At 63.0% G+C, this 20,524-nt stretch carries 15 protein-coding genes; 3 read left to right on the forward strand and 12 right to left on the reverse strand.

What is annotated here, in order from left to right:
- Window positions 1-65 precede the first annotated feature (65 nt).
- Window positions 66-1,100 (reverse strand): FecR family protein, encoded by a 1,035-nt coding sequence (locus ASD21_RS21320; protein WP_056446314.1) that lies wholly within the window; start codon window positions 1,098-1,100, stop codon window positions 66-68.
- Between the two features lie 12 nt (window positions 1,101-1,112).
- Window positions 1,113-1,634: an RNA polymerase sigma factor gene (locus ASD21_RS21325; protein ID WP_056446317.1), complete on the reverse strand. Its 522-nt coding sequence runs from the start codon at window positions 1,632-1,634 to the stop codon at window positions 1,113-1,115.
- Window positions 1,635-1,775: 141 nt separating this feature from the next.
- Here ASD21_RS21325 and ASD21_RS21330 point away from each other — a divergent pair, with 141 nt between their 5' ends.
- Window positions 1,776-1,985 (forward strand): helix-turn-helix domain-containing protein, encoded by a 210-nt coding sequence (locus ASD21_RS21330; protein WP_056446320.1) that lies wholly within the window; start codon window positions 1,776-1,778, stop codon window positions 1,983-1,985.
- A 76-nt stretch (window positions 1,986-2,061) separates the two neighbouring features.
- Window positions 2,062-2,292 (forward strand): helix-turn-helix domain-containing protein, encoded by a 231-nt coding sequence (locus ASD21_RS23645; RefSeq protein ID WP_082554902.1) that lies wholly within the window; start codon window positions 2,062-2,064, stop codon window positions 2,290-2,292.
- A 270-nt stretch (window positions 2,293-2,562) separates the two neighbouring features.
- On the opposite strand, the gene ASD21_RS21335 is transcribed toward ASD21_RS23645, so the two are convergent.
- From ASD21_RS21335 to ASD21_RS21375, 10 genes are all read right to left on the reverse strand, one after another.
- Complete coding sequence (locus tag ASD21_RS21335; protein ID WP_056446322.1) at window positions 2,563-4,410, reverse strand: UvrD-helicase domain-containing protein; 1,848 nt, start codon at window positions 4,408-4,410, stop codon at window positions 2,563-2,565.
- A gap of 2 nt (window positions 4,411-4,412) precedes the next feature.
- Entirely contained in the window at window positions 4,413-6,671 is a 2,259-nt protein-coding gene (locus tag ASD21_RS21340; RefSeq protein WP_056446325.1) for an AAA family ATPase, read from the reverse strand.
- A 116-nt stretch (window positions 6,672-6,787) separates the two neighbouring features.
- Entirely contained in the window at window positions 6,788-7,828 is a 1,041-nt protein-coding gene (locus tag ASD21_RS21345; protein WP_156398454.1) for a hypothetical protein, read from the reverse strand.
- Between the two features lie 200 nt (window positions 7,829-8,028).
- Entirely contained in the window at window positions 8,029-8,730 is a 702-nt protein-coding gene (locus tag ASD21_RS21350; protein ID WP_056446331.1) for a hypothetical protein, read from the reverse strand.
- Between the two features lie 51 nt (window positions 8,731-8,781).
- A complete protein-coding gene (locus tag ASD21_RS21355; protein WP_156398455.1) occupies window positions 8,782-9,000 on the reverse strand; it encodes a hypothetical protein in 219 nt (72 codons plus the stop codon).
- 77 nt (window positions 9,001-9,077) lie between these two features.
- Entirely contained in the window at window positions 9,078-10,439 is a 1,362-nt protein-coding gene (locus tag ASD21_RS21360; RefSeq protein WP_056446336.1) for an AlbA family DNA-binding domain-containing protein, read from the reverse strand.
- Between the two features lie 210 nt (window positions 10,440-10,649).
- Window positions 10,650-12,425, reverse strand: a complete 1,776-nt coding sequence (locus tag ASD21_RS24165) for a hypothetical protein (RefSeq protein WP_156398456.1) — start codon at window positions 12,423-12,425, stop codon at window positions 10,650-10,652.
- 411 nt (window positions 12,426-12,836) lie between these two features.
- Complete coding sequence (locus ASD21_RS21365) at window positions 12,837-13,715, reverse strand: lipase family alpha/beta hydrolase (RefSeq protein WP_056446338.1); 879 nt, start codon at window positions 13,713-13,715, stop codon at window positions 12,837-12,839.
- A complete protein-coding gene (locus ASD21_RS21370) occupies window positions 13,715-15,139 on the reverse strand; it encodes a hypothetical protein (protein WP_056446341.1) in 1,425 nt (474 codons plus the stop codon). Before ASD21_RS21370 ends, ASD21_RS21365 begins: the two co-directional genes overlap by 1 nt.
- A 778-nt stretch (window positions 15,140-15,917) precedes the next feature.
- Entirely contained in the window at window positions 15,918-16,367 is a 450-nt protein-coding gene (locus ASD21_RS21375) for an RHS repeat domain-containing protein (protein ID WP_056446344.1), read from the reverse strand.
- A gap of 168 nt (window positions 16,368-16,535) precedes the next feature.
- Here ASD21_RS21375 and ASD21_RS21380 point away from each other — a divergent pair, with 168 nt between their 5' ends.
- A complete protein-coding gene (locus ASD21_RS21380) occupies window positions 16,536-20,510 on the forward strand; it encodes an RHS repeat domain-containing protein (RefSeq protein ID WP_082554890.1) in 3,975 nt (1,324 codons plus the stop codon).
- The last annotated feature ends 14 nt before the right edge of the window (window positions 20,511-20,524 follow it).

Below are 20,524 nucleotides of genomic sequence, written 5' to 3' on the forward strand. Positions count from 1 at the left end.
AATCTGAAGATTGGCCGGCCGGTCCGGGCCATGGCCGACGGCGCGACCGGAAAGCCGGTCCGGCCCTAGGACCGGGCCTTGGCCGGACCCGTCGGGGCGAGCAATTCGATCGAGCCGTCGTCGCGCTCGGCGCTGTCCAGGTTCAGCGAGGCGGCCACGCCCCGCGCGAAGGCGCCGGTGTCGCCGGCGTCGAACACCCCGTTGACCCGCTCGTTGGCCGGCGCGCCGGCCCCCAGCACCACCTTCTGGCGGCTGTAGCGATTGACCTCGTCCACGGCCTCTCGCAACGGCGCGTCCTGGAAGGTCAGGCGCCCGTTGGTCCAGCCGGTCGCGGCCGCCACGTCGACGGCGACCGGACGGGCGGGGGCCTTGCCCGCGACCTCCAGCCGGGTTCCGGCGGTCATCATCGTCGGCATCGGCGCATGGGCCCTGGTCACCTGCACCCGGCCCTCGGCCAGGGTCACCCGCACCGCCGCCCCGGTCCTGTAGACCTCGAACCGCGTGCCCACCGCCCGCACGGCGGTGTCGCCGGCCGTGACCACGAACGGACGCGCCGCGTCATGGGCCACGGCGAACAGCGCCTGGCCCCTGTCCAGGGTGATCGCCCGCCGCTCGCGCGTCAGCCGCACGCGCACGGCGCTGTCGGTGTTGAGCTCGATCGACGAGCCGTCGGCCAGCGACACCACCCGGCGCTCGCCCACCGCTGTGCGGTAGGTCTGGCCGAACGGCTGGCCGATGACGACGTAGCCGGCCAGACAGGCGGCCGCCAGGCTCAGGCCCGCGATCCAGAAGCCCGGCCGCCGGCCCAGCCGGGATCTCAAGGCCGTGGCCGGGCGCGGGCGATCCAGCGCCGCCTGGGCGAGGGCCCGCAGGCGCGGATCGTCGGCGTGGGCGCGCACGCCCTGGGCCAGGCGCTCGATCTGGCTGTAGGCGGCGTCGTTGCAGGCGTCCTCGCGCCAGGCGTAGAACGCCGTCACCTCGCGGTGGGCGATCCGCTGGCCGCGCATCTTGGCGTACCAGGCGGCGGCTTCCTCGCGCGCCTGGCGACGCCGCGCGGGGGAGGGCTCCGCGGGCCGTGTCACGGTCGGGTTATCGCTCATGGCGTGGTCCGCCTAGCTCCCGATGTAGTCGGCGCATCGGGCGACAGCCTGTCTCATCCGCTTTTCCACCGCTCCCAGCGAGATCCCGAGCAGGCTCGCGATCTGCGCATAGGTTTTTCCCTCGACATGGGTCAGGACGAAAACATCGCGCAACTTTGGCGGCAAGGCGAGCATCATCTCGGTGAAAATCAGCGCCGCGTCCTGGTCGCCGTCGGCGCCGGCCCGATCGAGGGCGTGATCGCGCGGGTCGACGAGCACCGCGCGGGCCGCCTTGCGCCGGCGGTTTGACGCCAGGTTGAGCGCGATGCGCATCAGCATCGACTTGGGCCGGCGGATCGGGGCCGGCGGCACGTACTGGTGGACCCGAAGATAGGTGTCCTGGGCGATGTCGGCGGCCTCGGCGTGGCCGTAGCGCTGGGTCAGCACCGCCGTCAGCCAGGCGCGGTGACGCAGATAGGCGTCGGCCAGGGGCGGGGTTCCCGGATCCGGGGGCGGGGCGTGGGGGGACAGCAATTGGGCGTTGAGCGGGGGCATGGGCCGCGTTCCGAACCAGTGAATGCGGGACGGAATCCGGATCGAGCCGTGCCCGCGTGAACGTCGCGGACGCACGACGATATTTGGCCACTTTACTCATAGTCTATTCACTGTCCAGCGTTGAACGTGCGCCTTCACGGCATGGATTTTCTGGCCGTGGTGGGAGCGAACGTGCGCGCCCTGCGGGAAGCTCGCGGGCTTCCGCAGGATGAGCTGGCTCACCTCGCGTCGATCCACCCGAGCTATATGTCCGATGTTGAGAACGGTAAGAGAAACTTCAGCTTGAAGGTCCTGGAGCGGATTGCGGTTGCGCTGCGCGTTCCAGAGACCGATCTGGTGATCCGCCGATAGCGGGGGAAGTGTTCCTAAGGTTTGTCGAACTTTTTTGCGACTTTACTTATAGTCTATTCCGAAATGCACCGCGATGGTGCGCCATCGGGGCATGGATCTCCGAGGGGTTGTTGGCGCAAATATTCAAGCTGCACGGAGTGCTAGCGGCGCCCTGCAGGACGACATCGCGCACGAAGCCGGCATCCACCCCACATACTTGTCTGGCATTGAGAACGGTAAGCGCAACATAACGCTCCGTGTGCTTGAGCGCCTTGCGGCGGCGCTCGGCGTGACGGAAGCGGAGCTTGTGCGACGCAAAGATCGGTAGATCCTAACGGGCGTCTCGCCCGCTTCGCGCGCGATCGCGCTCTACGGCGCCGGGCGCCGCCGAGCCCGCTTCGCGGTCTCGGCCCTTCGGGTGACGATCGCTGACGCAATTGGCCGGGTCCGCAGTGAGGCTGGGTTTCGACCGCATCTGACTCTTCTCCGAACTTGGGAGAGTCCGCTTGTTGGATGACTGTGGGTGGCGGCCGGCATCGGCCACACCTGACTCTAATCCGAACTTCGGGAGGGCTGGTTCCTGGCGGCGACCGGGGCGCTAGCCGTCGATGCTGATCTGCTCGGTGGTAATGGCGAACCGCTCCATCAACTCGGCTCTGGCCGCCTCGGGCGCAGGGGTGAACAGGATGATCCCCAACTCATCTTCGGCCCGAGAGAACGAGACGTAGGCGAGTTTTCGGCTCTTTTCCAACTGACCCTCGGTGGGATCACCGGAGGTTTTGGGCGTCAGCATCTTGTTAAAATTGTAGTGGTGCCACTTGGCTTCGACGTCGTCGTATAGGACCAGAACCCGGCCATACTCCTCCCCCTTCACCCCATGCTGGGTGCTGAATGCGGAGTTCTCCTGGATGAACTTGGCATAGGGAGCCAGGGGGGCGGGCACCATGTCGAAGAGGGCGTCCGCCAGCCAATCGGCCTTCTCCTGCACATGCAACGTCGGGTCATAGGCTTCGGCGCGTGGCGCGCGCGCCAGATGCTCACGCAGTCGATCCGAGACGCGGATCAGCCGGGTCTTGGCGCAATGGCGCAGGATTTCGCCGACCTTCTCTTCGGTCCAACGCTTGTGCAGCTCGTCTATTGCGGCCTGCGAGGCTTCGAGCATGTGGCGAAGGGATTTGGCGGCGTTCTCTCCGTCAATCGCGAAGGCGGGGCTTTCTCGTCGAAGGATTTCGATCACTCGATGGCTCTCGCCGGCCTCCCTGGCCCGGAGCAACGGGCAGATCGTTGTGAGGAACGGAATGAGGAGAAAGTGAGTGCCTTCCTCATAGGCGTCCTTGGCGCGCGAGGAGGCCTTGGTCTCATCGTTGAACAGGTCATTCAATGTCGAAAAACCGAGCCGGCGGGCGATCATCTGTCGCGCCAGCAGCAGCTTCATGACGTCTTCGCGATCCTTCCAGCCCCAGGCGTCCAGGGCGTTGTCCATCCGCTCGAGGGCGCGCGCGACCTGGTCGTCGGAATAGACGTTGCGTTTTCCTTCGGGCTTTTCGGCCCTGATCAGCCGCACCGCGACACGGCCTGCACGTCCCTTGTTGTCGCCGGCCGGGTACTGCTCGACGTCATCGCGAAAAGCGTTGAGGAAGGTGATCACACTTTCGGAGCAGCGGAAGTTTTCGGTCTTGGTGATGAGCTTGCCGCCAGGCGGCGGGCCAAAGTCGCCAGCGCGATCCTCATAGATTTGCTGCCAGGGATCACCAAAATAGCCGACCAAGGGCAGGCCCTCGCCGGCACAGACCAAGTTCAAGCCCTCCACGATGCCTTTGAAGGTGTCCTGGGCCTCATCGACGAAAATGTAGGGAAAGCGAAGCGCGGTGATCCGCCGGAAGATCTTGTTGGTGCGGAGGAGGTAGGAGGCGATCTCGATGATGTCGGGGTGACCAAGTTCGCCCTTCACATAGTTGCTAAAATCGCTGTCTTCGTAGGTAAAGCCAGGAACCAGCTTGACCGCATCTAGCTCTTCCTTGAACCGATCGGCTCTGTCGCGGTGCTTTTGGCCCTCCTTGGTGTGGCCGCCCTTCTCAAGCATCTTCTGCTCAGACTTGGCGATGAGCGCTGGCAGGCGGTCCTCGATCAGGACCCGGCGGATATCCTCTTGGAAGCCGGCCAACTGGCCCCACAGGAAGCTGTGCAGGGTCGATACGAAGTATAGGTCGTCAAACCCCAGACGGGCCCTGATTACCTCGACCGCGCGTTTGGTATAGGTGATGCAGGCGACCCGCTGACCATCGCGTCGAAGGCGGGGCCCATCCGTTTCGCGGATGCGGGCCAGTGCGTCGATCAGCGAACTGGTTTTTCCCGAGCCCGCGCCGGCGATCAGAGCAAAGCTGCGTTTCTCGTCCAGGCAGGCGCGAACCTGCTTATCGGCTTCGGTTTCAATTCGCTTGGCCATGATCAAACCGCCTCGCCGACGATCTTCGTGGGGCAGAGGCGCCCTTCGAGCCACTGAAGACCCTGGGCGATGTATTGGGGTGTCGCCCAGTCGGCGTCCGTGGCTAGAAGGCTCATCGCAAAGGCTGTCTTCTTGAACTTGTCCGAGCGGATCTGGTCGTAGACGGCCTGGTGAAGCGCCGGCCATGTCGTAGGCACGTCGATGCCGATCGACATCGATTTGGCGTGCAACGCGGCGAGGTTTTCATAGGCGATGGCTTCCTCAAGCGTTCGAGGGATCGCCTGCTGCGCGACGCCGCCGACTTCAACAGGCACGGCGACCTGGAACGCGACGCAGCGATCCTTCTCGGCGCTTTGTTTGTCCTGCGTGGTCAACGCCAGAAGCGCCGGCACGGTGCTGACATTGCAGAGCTTCTTTAGGGTCGCATTGGAGGTGCGAGCGTTGGGCGTGTCGCCGCGACAGGCGCTGGGATAGCCCTTGGCGTTGACCGAGTCCAAATCGGTGATGACCAAGTAGGGGATCTTTAGGAAGCTCAACAGGCCCTCGAAGCGGTGGGCGTAGGCACCGCCAACCTCAAGCACCGTCAAATAGGTCCCCCTCAACCGCCCGGCCGCCTTGTCGATCATCGTCGGCATCAAGAGCTTCTCGACGGCGCCTTCGACGAGGATCGCCGCGTCGGCGAAGAACAGGTCGCAGTGTGTTAGCCGCAGATAGCGCTTCAGGAACGCCAAGGCCTCGGTGGTGCTGAGCCGCTGGGCGTCGTCGGTCTCATCGACAGGGAAGCTTGCGCTCTTGGTCTCGTCCTCGGGGCGGAAGGCCTTGAGGCTGCGCACGATGGACGCGTTGCGGATGCTGTCGAGATCGGTCTCGCCTTCCAGGTGGCAGCGCTGGAAGTAGCGGACCTTTTCAAAATCGATGGTGTCCAGGATATGCGAGGAATGGGTGGTCACCACCACCTGCGGCACCAGCTCTGGCTCGCCAGCTTCCCTGGCGCTGTCGTTGATGACGCTCCAGATGTTGTTGATGAAGGTCTGCTGGACCTGAGCGTGCAGATGCACCTCGGGTTCTTCGATGAAGATCAGCAGGCAAAGCGGCCGGTTCTCGGTCGTTGCGATCCACTGCGAATGAAAGTGGCGGGCCTGGATCGCCATGTAGATCAGGTTTTTGAACCCCAGGCCGTTATAGGGCTCGGGCAGGCGGTGGTTGCGGCCGGCGTCCACATAGATCAGCTCGGTATTGCCTTTGAGCGCCGCGTCTGGGCTCATCGAGGAGATAATCTGCAGTTCGCGATCGTTGATCGAGGGCACGCCCAGGTCGCGGATCAGGTTCATCAGCGACTTGAACTGTGAGCCATAGTGCTCGGTCAGGGCGGTGTTGTTGGCGTCGATCACGCTCTGGGCCTCGGCCGCGGCGCTAATCTGTTCCAGATTTTTGCGATAGTACGAGGCGAACGCCGTCGAGAGGCGGTTTGCGCGCGCGCCCTCGTCGTCATTGATATTGCGTTGGGCGTCGACGAACTCAGCGCGGATCAGATTTTTGACCAGGCGCTTGCCCTCGTCGGGATCCAGGCGAACGGCCTTCACGGAGGCCGAGCCGTCGGCCTGGGGCGTTTCGCTCAGCGAGAAGTGACGCACCGCGCAATAGCGGCTGAGATTGCCTTCGATGCTGAGGTACTCGAACAGCGTCTTGGCCCTGGGCCCTTCCTCCGGTTTTGGATAGGCGGCCTGATACTCGGTGCGAAGCTTTTTGGGCTCCTCAACGCCGAAGGTCAGGCGAAGGCCGACCTTCGGCTCATCCGACAGGCTCTGCAGCAGCGTGTAGACCCGGCCAAACGCGATGCTGTCGGGATCGATTGTGAACCAGAGGTCCAGACTGATTTCCGGGAGCGGCGGCGGATCGGCAGCCGGCAAGGCGGGATCTGCATCCTCCTGAGGTTGGGCTTGGTCCTGCGCTGGCGCTGCCGCGGCGGCTGGTTCAACGGGCGCTTCACCTAGGATTGCCGCGAACGGATCGGCCTGCTCGGCCTGAACGGTCTGGGGCGCTTCAAGATCTTCGCCAAAGGCGTCGAACGCAGCGATCCGCGCGACGGAAAAGTCATGGATCTTGAACTCACGCGTGCCCAGAAAGGCGCGGAAGATGGCGGTCGCCGAGGTCTTCCCGCTGTTGTTTGGGCCGACAAAGACGGTCTCGCGCTCCTCAACGTCGATGGTGACGTCCTCGAGCCGGCGAAAATTTCGGATCGCCGCTTTGCTGAGCTTCATGTTTCCTTCCCCGAGCAGCCGAAGCCAGCGCCACACGACCAATTGCAGCGCTGAACGTCAAGGTTGCGGAGCTGTTAGCTGATCCTCAGAGATTCGCCATGCTGCTCGGCCAGGGACTACTCGCGCCAGGCAAATCCGGTGTTGAGCTCGAAGCCGTGCTCGCCGGTGGCCAGCCGCATAACGTCGCGCACGGTGTTGATCGCCGCGCCGCTGGTGTTGGGCACTGGTTCCTGGGCGTCGTGCATCAGTTCGTTGCGGGCCGTCCGGACCTCGCCGATGCGAAGGGCCAGGGACTTGCTGATCACTTGGGTCTCCAAGAGGAGATCAGTCAGCCCCGCAAAGCCCTTCTTCTTCATGTCGCCACGTGTCAGCAGCTTTCGTGTGATCGGGAGTTTAGGCGTCAGCCGCGCCGTCGCCCCTTCAACCAAGCCCATACCCAGTACCACTTCCTGCAAAGCCGCCTCGAGGACCACGGCCGAAAGGGCCAGGCTGGCGCCGGCGTGCTGGTTGCCGTGGAGGACCGTCGCCTGGAATGTCATGGCGACCATCGCGACCGGATCGGCGACGGCATAGGTTGGCGCAGCCGCCAGAAGACGATCGGCCAAGGCCAGCCCTTCCACGACGATGTCCAGGCCGATCACGGGCGGCCGCCTTCCGTGCTGACGGCGCGCCAGCCAAGGGCGTAGCCGTTCAGGGTCGCCCGGGCCCAAAGATAGATATCCCGGCTGGATCTCGAACCAACCGTAGATGTGTTCCAGTGTGGGGTGCAGGAGGCCCTCGAGCGAAGTGTGGTTCCTGACGCCGTGAACGCCGAGTACGCAGGCGGAAACGAACGTCGCTAGCCGTAGACGATTGGACTGCAGCGCGATCATCGCCTCGCGGTTGGTCCAGTCGGCGTCATGTGCGTCATTAGGGCCGGCTCGGACCAGACGCTTGAAGCCGCCCAGTGACGTTCCGGCAAAGTCGAGACCGACAAGGCCCATATTGGTGACGACTGCGTCCATGCCCGTGCACATACGCCGACGCGCCACGATGCGCGTGCTGATGGTATCGACGTCGGCGGGTTGGTCGAAGACGTAGGTGCTGGACGGCAGGATGGCCAAGGTATCGGGGAAGGGTTGTTCGACCCGCGCCCTTTGATGTGTCGATGCAGCCATCGAACCAGCTCCTTGAGGCTTGGCCACAATGCATGACCTGATTTTCCGCGTCGTCCCAAGGCCGGACGCGGCACGAGGTTGGCGGCCTCTTGGCCTTTCGCGCGGCGGGAGCACCGGTCAGATCCCGCTCTCGGCCATCTCCGGTCTTTCCTGAGAGTCGTCTAGGCGGTGAGGGCGGATTGCGCGTTTGGGGGCAGAGGTCAGCCGCCGAGAGTGAGCGCCCGGGCGGGATCTCGCGGATGGATTAAGACGACCCGCGAGAAGCATTTGAGGTCGATGTCGTCACCGATCCTGGCACGTTCGTCGGCATTGAGGTCTGGTCCTATGTGGTCGGGCAGGACCAGCCACCATTCCCTGTATCGGCCCATGCTCGGCGCGATCTTCTTGGCCTTTTCGGTGATGCAGAGGTTGAGGTTACGGAGGATTTCAGCGGCCACGAAGCCGCCGGCGTCGTAGTCGACGAAGCCGCCCAACATGTAGAAGTCGTCCACGGGTATGGAGGCCGGGGCGATCTCAAGCCGCAAGTTTGCGACCGGCACGAGTTCCGCGCCGCCTGGAGCCGGCGCAGCCTGAAAGGCCGCCAGGGCCGCGGGTAGCTCGCGCTTGGCCCGCTTCCCGTCGATTGGGCGGCGAAAGTCGTAGGTCACCCACCAGCCCCTCCGGTCCGGTGCGGGACCGAAGGTCGGCAGCAGGTTTTCGATGAAGCGGATGAGGCCGTGCTGCAGATCCTCCAGCCCGTCGTAGCCGTCCAGGCCTTCATGGTGCTGATTGAGGCGCCGGACCTCGATGGCGATATCGCCGATCGCGAAATCTGGTGTCGTCTGGCCGTCGGGCTCGAAGACGACTGGGCCCAGGCCCAGGCTCTCCAGATAAGTCAGCGCCTGTTGTTCCGAGAGGTTCATGACTTCAACTCCTCGGACAGGGCAGGGGCGGCAATCGCGCGCGGGTCACGGTCACAGCGCCTCGAAGCTGGCCTGACTGACGTGGAACACCAGCATCGCCTCGGCCTTGACCTTGGGGATCCCTCGAACGGACGGATGGCAAAGGTGGCGCTTGTCGCCGTGCGTGATCCGGTAGTCGCGGCCGGCCTTGTAAACGCTGACCACGGCTGGGGTGCCATCAGCGCCGACCCCGCGCAGATGACCAAGCAGGATTTCCTTCGTTCGGGCCAAGACCAGGGTCTCCATGAAGATCGAACTGTCGATGAAGACAGCCTAGGCGCGGGGGGCGACAAAAGAGGACGTGTCGTTTAGCGGCCGTGCTCAAGGCGCCCCCGAACCACCCGTTCGACGAAGTCCGCGGTGAGGACTTCACCGCCAAACAGCGCGATCAGCGATTGCGTCGCCTTGCGGGCATAGGGGGCGACCGCCAATGGCGCGGTCGCGAGCGGGATCTCCACGAAGCTGACGGCCTCATCGTCAGCGGCCCGATCGAACGGCGGCCGCATTTCGCCCGACAGCGAGGTCAGCACGCGCCCCTGAAGGCCGGTCCAGCGAAACTGGAACCCAAGCACGGCCTCCTCGGCCGCCCAGCCCAGGGCCGCGGCGAACTGCAGACCCGCGGCCATCGCTTCGGCGACATCCTGGACCGCTAGGCCTGGATCAAAGCCGACGCCGGGCGTGCCGCCGTTGCGTTGGGCGAAGGCGTCGATCGGATACATTCGCCGCTGATAGAAGGCGCCCGTCGGGTCCGCGCGCATGAAGTCGAAAACCTGCCAGCCCTTGTCGATCACCACCCAGCTTTCCCAGGCGCCCTGCTTGATCACCGGCGTCGCCGGCGGCCCCAGACCGCCCGCGTCCCACCAGAGGGTCATGCCGCCGTAGTGAGGATCAGCCACCTGTAAGGTCCGCCAGAAGGATTTGTCGGCAACCTGGTCTTCGCGCGGCGGCCAGATTTGCAAAGCCGTTTCCGCGCCGCCCCAGGCGGCTTGGAACGGGGGTGGACCATGTTCCACTAAAGCCGTGGCGAAGCGCTTCTTGCTCCGGTCCATCAGCGCAGCGGTCAGAGCCTTCAGATCGGGGGCGGCCACCGTTTCGATCGCCATCAGGCTCTTGATCAGCCCGGGGCTGACATCGGCCAGATGTCTGCGAATGAACGAAGCAACGTCGGCCTCGCGATTGTCGAAGCAGCGCTGGATCAGGTCGGGCCAGTCGCCGGCTTGAGCCAAAGCCGTGCTCACCGAGCCGTTTGTCCTGAGCGTGCGGACGTAGACGCCGTTCTCGGGGGTCTTGAGGATCGGCTTGCGCACGACCGCGGGAGAACGAACCCCCGAGGGGACCACGATAATCGGGTGTCGCACTCCCTGGCGCTCGGCGAAGCGCAGGGTGATCGGGGCGGGCAGGCTCAGGTGTTTGGAGACCAAGGTCTGCAGGTCGTCTTCGTTGAATATGGCCTCGACGTCCGGCGGGCCGCCCTCTGCGGTCGTTCGGCTGACATTGTCGATGCCGAAAACCAGATAACCGCCGTCCTGATTGTAAAGAGCGGCGACGGCGCGGACGATCTTCTCGCGGGCTTCGTCGGACGACGAATCCATCCAGCTTTTCAGTTCGACCCGCAGGCTCTCCGACGGCGCGTCAATCAAGCGCTGGAGGGTGTCTGGATCAGAATTCATCAGGAACTCTCGACTTGCGGCGCATTTGCCAACTGCCGCTCAGCGCGCTTTGTGGGGGAGTTGTCGCCGTTAGCGCAGGCCGGTCAATGTCTAGTTCCTGGAGCCACACCAAGGTCCGGTTATGGCGCGATATTAACTACTGGGCGGACCTTCGAAATCTTAGTGGCTGCCGTTCGACCGGCAGCCAATTTCAATCTCGAATAGGTCGCGTTACCAAGGCGCGCCGGATTCGGCGTCCGCAATTCGCCGCATGGTGTCGCTCATGCCCAAGGCTACGCAACGCCGCAGGAAATATTCCCGGGCCTTTTCTGCCCAGCGATTTTTGCCCTTCAAGCGCAGAGCTTTGATCACGGTTGCGGCGCATAATACTTCATCTACATCCCCTCTAGCAGGAAGTAGTTTCTTGCACCGATTCAGGCAAACAATAGCGGCGTACGGGCGAAAAGCCGCGATATGAAATTCAGCGGCGCTTGCCCAATATTCCATCCAAATGTTGTCATCATTTATTGACTTGGCGTAAATCGATAATTTTTCAAACAGCGGCTCCGCCTCAGGAAGCAGGTTCATTTGAATGTTTGATAAAAATATCCCGTTATTCGCCTTAAATATATCTATGGGCTCTCCATGTAAGACCCTTCCTTGCATTGATGCCAGGAACGCCGCGCGCGCCATTCTTGGCCTAGAGGTATACAGAAGGTAGAGTCCTGCGCAATGCAGAGCTCGTGCGCGATGTAGCTGTACCTTGTATGGGCCACGCAATTTCGCAACTTTTAAGAGCCGGGAAAATGCCCTGAAGTGAATTAAAAATTCTCTCTTTCGTTCTAGGACGCAAAGAGCGTCAAGTATCATGTACTCGTTGGATACCCTCGCATCTTCGCTCTTCATAGCCGGTCTAGCTCGCCGTGCGAGTCTCAGCATCTCTCCCCACGTGTCTTGCGATCTGGCGAGGTATCGGAATGACCATTCCTTAATTCGACTTGCGCTGGACTTCTTGGAAATCGAGAGGCATTCACGAGCCGATACATAATTTCCTTGGTTTAGGGCCATTCTTCCCAACAAATACCAGCACTGATTCACGCTGTACTTGAATGATACGATATCTGCAGGCCTACCCACATCGCGGTGTAGCGGGAATAGTTTCGCAAGCAAATCGCCCTTTACGCAAGTGGTGGAAATGCCACGCCTTGTCCATTCTGATAGCAACTCATCTACACTCTCGGGAATTTCACTGCCCAAACACTCTAATCTCAAGGGGAAATTGTCATGGACAAACCAAGTGCAACTGGTCGGACTGGCCGCCTTCAGTGCGGGCTGGATGTCGAAGCTATCACTTGAACTATATCCGACCGCGATAAGATCTCGCCCATTGATCATTTGAATCATCGATTGCAGATGCTGCGGGAAGCTTCCTATTTCGCTCCCTCGTACGACATCAAAGATAGTCACAGCTACGCCGTCTGGTGAGGTATCTACAAAGCCTTTTCCGTCCCAGACTTGCGCGGTGCCGTGGGGCTTGATGAGATTGTGTTCGGCAAGAGCGATGTCGCCTCTCAGTAGAAGCGCATGCTCTATGAAGCAGTCGAAATTCGTCGTTACTACAATGGTGCCTTCGGAGATTAATTGCGCCAATAGCTGATGGTAGGGATTCGGGTGCGGTATAAGACTTGTTCTGCGGCGCCTGAGGCGCAATGGGGAGAGGAATCTATAAAATGGATCAATCTCTTTTAGGCAAAAGCAAATTAACTCGAAGCGAAGGCGCGGAAATGTTTCATTTCCCCAAATAATTGAATCAATGAACGTTGGCGAGGCCTTCAATTTACACTTAAAGTAATTTGAAAGTGCTTCCATGAACTCGTTGACGGTATAAGCGCAGGTGGGAGCCGGAACCGATATTCCGCTGCCGCATAGGACGATCAGGCGCGCGGGATCAGCTGGTTCGGCAAAAGCCTGGACGCTTTCTGCTAGCGCTGCCGGCTCAGTCAACATTGGCGTAGCCTCCAACAAAGGGGCGGCTCTTTGCGCGCCGACGTGAAGCTGCTCACCTACGATGTTGAAACTTGGTCAGCCACCCAAGAAGAATAGTAATAAGATTCGGATCAAGCTACTCGCTATACAACGGATGAGGTCCGTACCCCGCAGATCGGGCCGCGTGGACAGGGTCGCTTGGTTTTCCAACATGTTTTCGCCGGATCATGCGGACGTCAGGACACCGGCAGGCCATCTCTTATTCGAGCTGATTGCAGATAATCTTTGACCTTTGAACGTCCGAATTCTGGAGCGGCCTGCATGTCCGCAACTGGCGCATGAAGGCCGGGGAGGTCTGCGAGGCTGGCGTCGCCCGATTCGCGACCAAGGGCGGGAGCGGCTAAATCGCCAGCATTTTCCCTCATTTCGGCCTTAAGACGTAAAGACTTGGACGTCCGGATCGTGAGGCAAGGCCGACCAGTCGTCGTTCTGGACGAGCGTCAGCACTAGGCGCGCGATTTGGGGCGAGGTCAGGATGCTCAAGTGATCGAGCTCGCGAGCGCTCAGGTGTGCTGCGTGAAGCCTCACCGGCCCGTTGGCATAACCGGCGAAATCGAACTCGGCGAACTCCGTGCTCGTGCGCGCCACGATGTTATTCTTGCCTTCGGCGACGATGCCGTCGTGCGGTCGGGCGATGTGGGAAACGCGTTCGAGCCCCAGTGTCACCGCGCCCATCAAGCCCTTTCCGCTTCGATAGCGCCGGCTAGCGTGGAAATAGAGACCCGGGATGCTGGCGTAGCGCTTGTTGGCGACGGCGGCGCGGACAGTCGGGCGATCACGTCGTTCCAGGAAGATGTCTTCGGCAAGGGTCAATTCCACGACCCCGGGGCAGCGAGCCAGCGGAGAGACCCAGCGGACGCCGCCCATGAATTCCTGGCCAAGAAACCCAAGTTGCGATGTCGTGACGGCCCCTCGGTTGGGCGTGGCCAGAGTGATGACCGTCTGGACGGCCTTGAGGTTATGATCTGCGACGGCCAAGCGCGCTACGAGCCCGCCCATGCTGTAGCCCACCAGAACGATGTCGGTACGCTTGAGCAAATCAAGCTGGGCGGCGAGGTGCGCCGCACTAAGGTGCAGCGGTTGGGTCCAGTCATAGTCGAAGATGGCGATGTCGGCCGCGGGCGTATGCGAGCGGATCAAGTCGGCAAAGTCTGTCATCCCGGACGCCCTTTGCATGATCCCATGCACCAGGACGATCAGGCGGTCGCCATGACCGGTTTGGACAAAGAGCAGGCTGGGTGGCTTGCTCATCATCCTTCTCCGAGCAACAGGACGCCTGGCTGCACTGGCTCATCCTCCTCGGCCGCATAGTACCGATGGCGATAGGCCTCCAGTTCGGTGGGACCCTCGAGCGCCGCCAAGGCAGCCAAGGTTTGCTCCAAGTCCGAAGGCGCCTGGCCCTGTACGACATTCAAGGCTTCATCAGGCCCACCGCCCAGGATGGGCTCGTTAAACCATTCGGGGTCCGACTCCTCGATCGTATGGGCCTGCAGGAAGGCGACACGGATAGCTTGGCCTGGGGCTCGCTCAAGCACAGGGCCGATGTCAATCCGCAGCCAGTGGGCGCCATTGGGCAGATCGCCTCCGACGGCCGTCGTGGCGTAAGGCCGCCCGGCTTGGTCGACGCAGAGAGCGGTGTAGACATGACTGCGCGGACCGGTGCGTCGCCAGATCAAGTGCAGGAATTCGCGCCGAGCGCCGTTCATGCCAAAGCCCGACGAAGGTGCATGGCCCGCAGCCAGCGGGACGGGTAGGGTCATGCCGGCGGTGTCGAAGACCGGATCGATCTCGAAGGGGTCCGGGACCTTTTCGCGGGATGTGTCCACAAAGCGCGGATCAGCGTTGAAATCCAGATCGATGATGGGGGACGCGCGGAATTTCCCATCGGCCAAAGCGGCCGAGACGATCAAGGCTCTGCGCTCGTTGAACGCCGGAGCGACGTCGGCAAAGCCTTGAAAGCCGCTGAAGAACGCGTCCAAAGCGCCCTGATCAGGCATCCGCGCCCGTAGTGCGGCGGTGAGGTAGTAGAGCCGACGCTTCAGCGGCCAAGAGCGGGCGAGCGCAGCCCGATCGTCGCTCTGCAGGAAGCGTTCGATAAAGCCTTCGTCCCCAATCACCCCGACGTTGCGATGGGAGATCACCGCCAGGTCCAACGCCGCTTCGATGGCGAGCAACAGGCTGAAAATCTCCAGGTCGGTCTCTTCGCGGCGTGCGGCGCTATCGGCGAAGCCTGGCCTGGCGATGCACCGAACGGCAAGCGCTTGCATGTCCTGCAGTGCGCGATCATCGACAGGGGCCGCCCGCCAAGAGTCGAATACGATATTTCGAAGCGGAATCTCCGCGCTCAGGGCGCGCCTTTTTTCCAGTCTCCTGCGCTCACCGTTCCCGGCGATCGACCAGCGGCACCAAATCGCCTCAGGGACCAGCGCCTGGATCGCCTCGTGGATCTTCGGCGTCAGGGCGTCATCCCCGTCATGCTCGAGATCGATGTCCGAACTGAACGGGCAAAGCTCGACTAGGCCTTGTTTAGAGAGGCTGTTGTGCATGAGGTGCATGGCCAGACGCGACGCTGTCCCGCCCGTCAGGCGCATGCGCACGCCGAATGCGTCGCCAACGGCCTTCAGGCCGCGAAACTGTGGAAGGTCGTAGAGCGTCAGGTCGAAGGGTTGAGCCATGAGCGGGCTTACTCGCTACGAGGTCGCGACCAGTCGTCGCAAGCACTACCATACCGTGAATTAATGGCGCGCGTGGATCAAGCCGCTCTTCGACCGATGGAGGCGGACTGAATGTCTCGTTTCCGGAGCTGTGCCAACGTCAGCAATTGGCGCGGTCCGGCAGTGTACGGGCGTGGAAGTGCGGGCAGGCGGTGCGGGCAATGCGCCCATTCCCCAGGATGGCCCGGCTTTAGAACCGCACGGTCAAGGCTCGTCCACCATACAAGACTGTACGATCGGCCAACAACGGCGGTGTGAGTGCGCCCGCCCCGGCGGCGCCGATCACCACGATCTTGAGCGTTGGACCGCCGCTCGGCGCCGGGCGCGCCCCGCGGCCAGAGCGCAACCCTCGCCGGGCCGCCGGCGATCGCGCGCGGCGTCTCGGCCGCCGCCGCGAGCGGCGCGCCAGCCAGAAGCGCGACAAGGGCTACGGCGCGGACGAGCATTGCGAACCTCCCGAACCGCGCCTGCGGTCCGTCTTCGCGATCCCGCCTCCACACTTTAGCGCGCGTCCCTGCTGCGATCATCGTCTAAGGCCGGCTTTGCCTGGCGCTAGCGGCGCGCGTAACTGGGGAGCGCCGAGCGCCGAATCGGGATCGACCTGGACGACGCCCTGGAGACGTCGGAGCAACTCGACCTTGGGCGCCAACGCCGCGGGCGGCGCAGTCTCAAGGCGACGCCCCAAAACAACCAGCGCCCGCGGCCGCCGTTTCTGGCGTCCCCACCGTGCCGCCCGACGTTACGACGATCGTATGATGGTGAAGGTCGGATAGATCGTGTGGCCATGTCCGTCCGACACGGCGTAGGTGAAGCTGGCGCCGGGGGCCCTGACGTTGTTGATGGTCGCATTGGCCCCGGAGAGGGTGCCCGTCGCGGCGTTGGTGAACCCCGTGAGCGAAACCAGCGTCAGCGCATCGCCGTCGGGATCGGTGCAGGCCGGGCTTAGGGTGATCGGCTGAAGGGTCAGGGAGACGCCGGCGCCGCCATTTGGGATCGAACCGATATTGATCGACCTGTTGGCGCAAGTCGGCGCCTGGTTGGTCGCGGGCGGCGCGCCATTGGTGACCTGCACGCGGGTGCGGTTAGCGGCGGCGTCGTAGGTGTAGGCGGTCTGAACACCCGACGTATAAGCCACGCCCGCCAGCCGGCCTTGAGCGTCATAGCTGAACGTCGCATTGGCTTGCGCCAACGCCCCTTGGGTCGCGGACCACAACAGGCAGCATGCGGCCGCGCCGAGCAGAACACCTCGTGACATGGTTCCCCCTATCGTCGTTGTTCTCGAACAAACTACAACGTTGACGCGTACGCTAGCGCTACCGTAGGCTGAGGTCGAGACAGAAAACCCGGGGGGGAGTTGATGGGACTTAGCGCGCACGTCGCGGGCGTTTGGGCGCGGGCTGGGTTCCTGATCGGCGTCACGCTGAGCCTGACCCTTTTGCCTCCAGCTGCCAGGGCGCAAACCTCCGCGCCGCCGCCGCCCGTCCACACCTTCGTGGACGCTAACGGCGTGGATCTGCTCAGCGGCTATATCGTCGCGCCCCAAACCATCCTCACGATCGGCGCGCCTGACGCGGGGATGACCCTATCGCGCACTTTCGTCGGGGCCGGCGAAAGCGACAACCTGACGGGCACGGTCAACTTCCTGGGCGGCGGCGGCGTCTATCTGGTGAGCCTGGGGGGCAAGTCGGAACAGTTCTACGTTTCCGGACCCGGGATCACCGCGCCGAACGGCAAGGGCGCGACGCTGTCTTACGACAGCACCAGCTTCACCTACGTGATGAAGGACGGCGCCGTCGCCGTCTTCCTCAAATCCCTGGCCAGCGCCTTCACGTCCAAGGCCGACAGCGGACGCGTCAGCACCATCACCCGTCCGTCTGGCGAAGTGATCACCTTCAACTACTACGCCTACAATCTTTGCATGCCGAACGGTCAAGGCTGCACCAACGTGCTCGCCCACGGGCTGCTGTCGGTGGTCAGCAGCCTTGGCTACCAGATCCGCGATCCGTGGCAGACGCCGACAGCCATCAACATGGCCGTCGACATCTGCAATCCCACCGGAACCTGCTCTCCGAGCGCGCCGGTCAATCCGATCGACAGTCTTTTGACCTACACCTCGACGGGATCGTCCAACCTGACCATCCACGCAGCCTCCGGCGCGACCAAGACCTATGCGCGCGACGGCATGCGGCGGGTCACGTCGGTCAGCAACGGCTCGGCGACCTGGAACTATTCCTATGTGGACAGCGGCGACACGCGAACCGCGACCGTCGTCGATCCGCTGGGGCATACGCGCGTTCTGACCTCGTCCATCGCTTACGCCCTGGTGCTTACGGACACCGACGGGGTTGGTCACACCAAGACCTTTCACTACGATTCTTCATTTCGGGTTGATCGCGTCACGCAGCCGGAAGGCAACTACGTCCAGTACGCCTACGACACGCGCGGCAATCTGACCGAGCGTCGGGAAGTCTCCAAAACCCCCGGCGCGCCAGCCGATGTCGTCATATCGGCGTCCTTCGACAGTGTTTGCCTCAATCCCAAGACCTGCAATCAGCCCAACTATGTCATCGACCCTCGCGGCGCGCGCACCGACTACACCTACGACGCCAGTCACGGCGGCGTGCTGACGGTCACCGCGCCGGCCGGTGACAATGGCGTCAGGCCGCAGACGCGTTACGGTTACAGCCTGTTGCCGAGCTACGCCAAGGACAGCGCAGGAACGCTCGTTCAGGCCGGATCGGTGTGGCGGCTGACCAGCACGTCGACCTGCGTCACCACGGCGTCCTGCGCGGGCGGGAGCGACGAGTCCAAGACCATTGTTTCCTATGCCGGCTCCAACACCTTGCTGCCGACGTCGACGACCAAAGCGTCGGGCGACGGCTTGATCGCCGCCACGACGACGATGACCTACGACACGGCCGGCAATGTGTTGACCGTCGATGGTCCCCTGGCGGGCGCGGGCGATACCATACGCTACCGCTACGATGCTTCGCGACGCGTGGTGGGCGTGGTCCGGCCGGCGCTGACCAACTATCTGGGCCAAACCAAATACCCCGCCTCGCGCACGACCTATTCGGCGGGCCGCGTCGGTCAGATCGAGCAAGGAACCGTCGCCACCCAGGCCGACGCGGACTGGTCCGGTTTCGTGTCGCTGCAGCAGCAGGCCACGGCCTATGACGCGGTGGATCGCGTGGTGAAGACCACGGTCACGGCGGGCGGGACGGCCTATGCGCTCACCCAGTATAGCTACGACGCGGCCAATCGCCTGGATTGCACCGTCGTCCGCATGAACCCGGCCAACGCTTCGCCGCCGGGGGCCTGTGTTCTGGACGCGGCGAACGACCAGATCACCAAGTCGACCTACGACGCGGCCGATCGGGTCACCACTTTGTCGCGCGGGTTCGGCGCGGCGGGGGTGAGCAACGAGGTCACGGTCTATACGAACAACGGGCTCGTCGCATCCGTGGCCGACGGCAAGGGCAATCTTACGACTTACGACTATGACGGCTTCGACCGTCTGGCCAAGACGCGCTATCCCAACCCTTCAGGCGGCGGCAGCTCCACGAGCGACTTCACCCAGAACGTCTACGACCCGGCCTCGAACGTCACCCAGGAAACGCGCCGGGGACAGGTCACCAACTACACCTACGACGCCCTCAATCGCCTGACGTTCCGCGACGACCCCAAGGGCTGGTACTATTACGACAACCTTGGCCGTCCGACCTTCACCTATTCCGGCGCGTCGGCCGAGCAGGTGATCGCGAATTACTATGACGGCCTGGGCCGTCCCTCCGTCACCTACGATTACAGAAACAGCGTCTGGGTTCCGACCTACACCGGCTACGACTTGGCCGGGCGGCGTGTTTCGCTGCAATGGAGCGACGGCTTCGGAGTCAATTACTACTATGACGCCGGCGGGAGGCTTCAAAGCATCTATGAGAGCTCCGGCGCCATCCTGGCCGCGTTCAACTATGACGACCGGGGGCAAAGGCGGATGCTGGCCCGGGCCAACGGGGTCAACACGACCAGCGTCTACGACGCCGCCTCGCGCCTGACCTCGCTGAGCCACGCCTTCCCCAACACCGCCAGCAATCAGACCTTGACCTTCGGCCGCGACGCGGCCGGACGCATCACCAGCCGAACGGCGACCAATAGCGCCTATGCCGCGCCCGCGCCGGGCGTCGTGGATCGCGCCTACACCCTCAACGGCCTGAACCAGGTCACGATCTCGGGCGCGGTTTCGTTGAGCTATGACAAGGGCAATCTCACCGCCGACGGCGCGGGAACCACTTACGGCTACGACGCAGACAACCGCCTGATAAGCGCTTCGGGCGGCGGGGTGAGCGGCGCGCTGACCTATGATCCGATCGGCAGGCTGGAGCGGGTGGTTGGGCCGGCGACCACGCGGTTTGGCTATGATGGCGACAACCTGATCTCGGAATACAACGCCAGCGGCGGACTGATCCGTCGATACGTCTTCGGTCCGGGCGAGGACGAGCCGCTCGTCTGGTACGAGAGCGCCAGCGCCACGCCGCCGGCGGCGGCCCGGCGATGGTTCGTCGCTGACGAGCGCGGCTCTGTCGTCGCCACCACCGACAACGCCGGCGCCGTGCTTTCCATCAACACCTACGACGAGTTCGGCGCCGGTCCCGCCAACAGCGGTCGTTTCGAATATACCGGCCAAGTCTGGATGCCGGAGATCGGCCTGTACCACTACAAGGCTCGCGCCTACTCGCCCAATCTGGGCCGGTTCCTCCAGACCGACCCCATCGGCTACGACGACGGTCTCAACTGGTACGCCTATGTCGGCAATGATCCGGTCAATCGAACCGATCCAAGCGGGTTGGCGGACGTCTGCTTTGCCCAGCAGAATCCGGGCAGTTTCGTGCAAAACAGTGACGGCAGCTTTACCGCGACCCTCGGTACGACATCGACCAGCTGCGTCAGCATGCCTGAACCGAACCTGACCTTGGCCCAGTTTTCGTCGCCATTGTTCGGAATCCCCGAAGAACTTGTGCCCCTGACGCCGTTGGAGGAAGCACTCGTCGAGCAGTACACCAAATATGGCGAGCTGCCGGGTGTTGGCCGAGGCCTGCCGCCGAGAGGGGTGCAGCCTCCCACCAAGGGTCCTTTCCGCGTAGGTCCCGCAAGCCGGCCTTCGGAGGTGCAGAAGGGCGGAAGAAGTCTCTATGACCCTGATGGCGGGGAGTGGCGTTGGGATCCGGGGACCAGCAAGTACCATAATCCACATTGGGACTATAAGCCGCCGGGCAATCCAAACGCGGGGTGGCAAAATATTCCCTGGGGAAATATGCCCAACCTCGTTATCTGATAGAGAGCGGCGCT

The sequence above is a fragment of the Caulobacter sp. Root1455 genome (genome assembly GCF_001426905.1).
Classification (GTDB): domain Bacteria; phylum Pseudomonadota; class Alphaproteobacteria; order Caulobacterales; family Caulobacteraceae; genus Caulobacter.

Bases quoted from the DNA above. Each gene is read 5' to 3' on its own strand.
- ASD21_RS21335 (WP_056446322.1), bottom strand. From the start codon at position 4,410: ATGGCCAAGCGAATTGAAACCGAAGCCGATAAGCAGGTTCGCGCCTGC.
- ASD21_RS21340 (WP_056446325.1), bottom strand. From the start codon at position 6,671: ATGAAGCTCAGCAAAGCGGCGATCCGAAATTTTCGCCGGCTCGAGGAC.
- ASD21_RS21380 (WP_082554890.1), top strand. From the start codon at position 16,536: ATGGGACTTAGCGCGCACGTCGCGGGCGTTTGGGCGCGGGCTGGGTTC.
- ASD21_RS21360 (WP_056446336.1), bottom strand. From the start codon at position 10,439: ATGAATTCTGATCCAGACACCCTCCAGCGCTTGATTGACGCGCCGTCG.
- ASD21_RS21365 (WP_056446338.1), bottom strand. From the start codon at position 13,715: ATGAGCAAGCCACCCAGCCTGCTCTTTGTCCAAACCGGTCATGGCGAC.
- ASD21_RS21320 (WP_056446314.1), bottom strand. From the start codon at position 1,100: ATGAGCGATAACCCGACCGTGACACGGCCCGCGGAGCCCTCCCCCGCG.
- ASD21_RS21370 (WP_056446341.1), bottom strand. From the start codon at position 15,139: ATGGCTCAACCCTTCGACCTGACGCTCTACGACCTTCCACAGTTTCGC.
- ASD21_RS21345 (WP_156398454.1), bottom strand. From the start codon at position 7,828: ATGGCTGCATCGACACATCAAAGGGCGCGGGTCGAACAACCCTTCCCC.
- ASD21_RS21330 (WP_056446320.1), top strand. From the start codon at position 1,776: ATGGATTTTCTGGCCGTGGTGGGAGCGAACGTGCGCGCCCTGCGGGAA.
- ASD21_RS21325 (WP_056446317.1), bottom strand. From the start codon at position 1,634: ATGCCCCCGCTCAACGCCCAATTGCTGTCCCCCCACGCCCCGCCCCCG.
- ASD21_RS21350 (WP_056446331.1), bottom strand. From the start codon at position 8,730: ATGAACCTCTCGGAACAACAGGCGCTGACTTATCTGGAGAGCCTGGGC.
- ASD21_RS24165 (WP_156398456.1), bottom strand. From the start codon at position 12,425: ATGTTGACTGAGCCGGCAGCGCTAGCAGAAAGCGTCCAGGCTTTTGCC.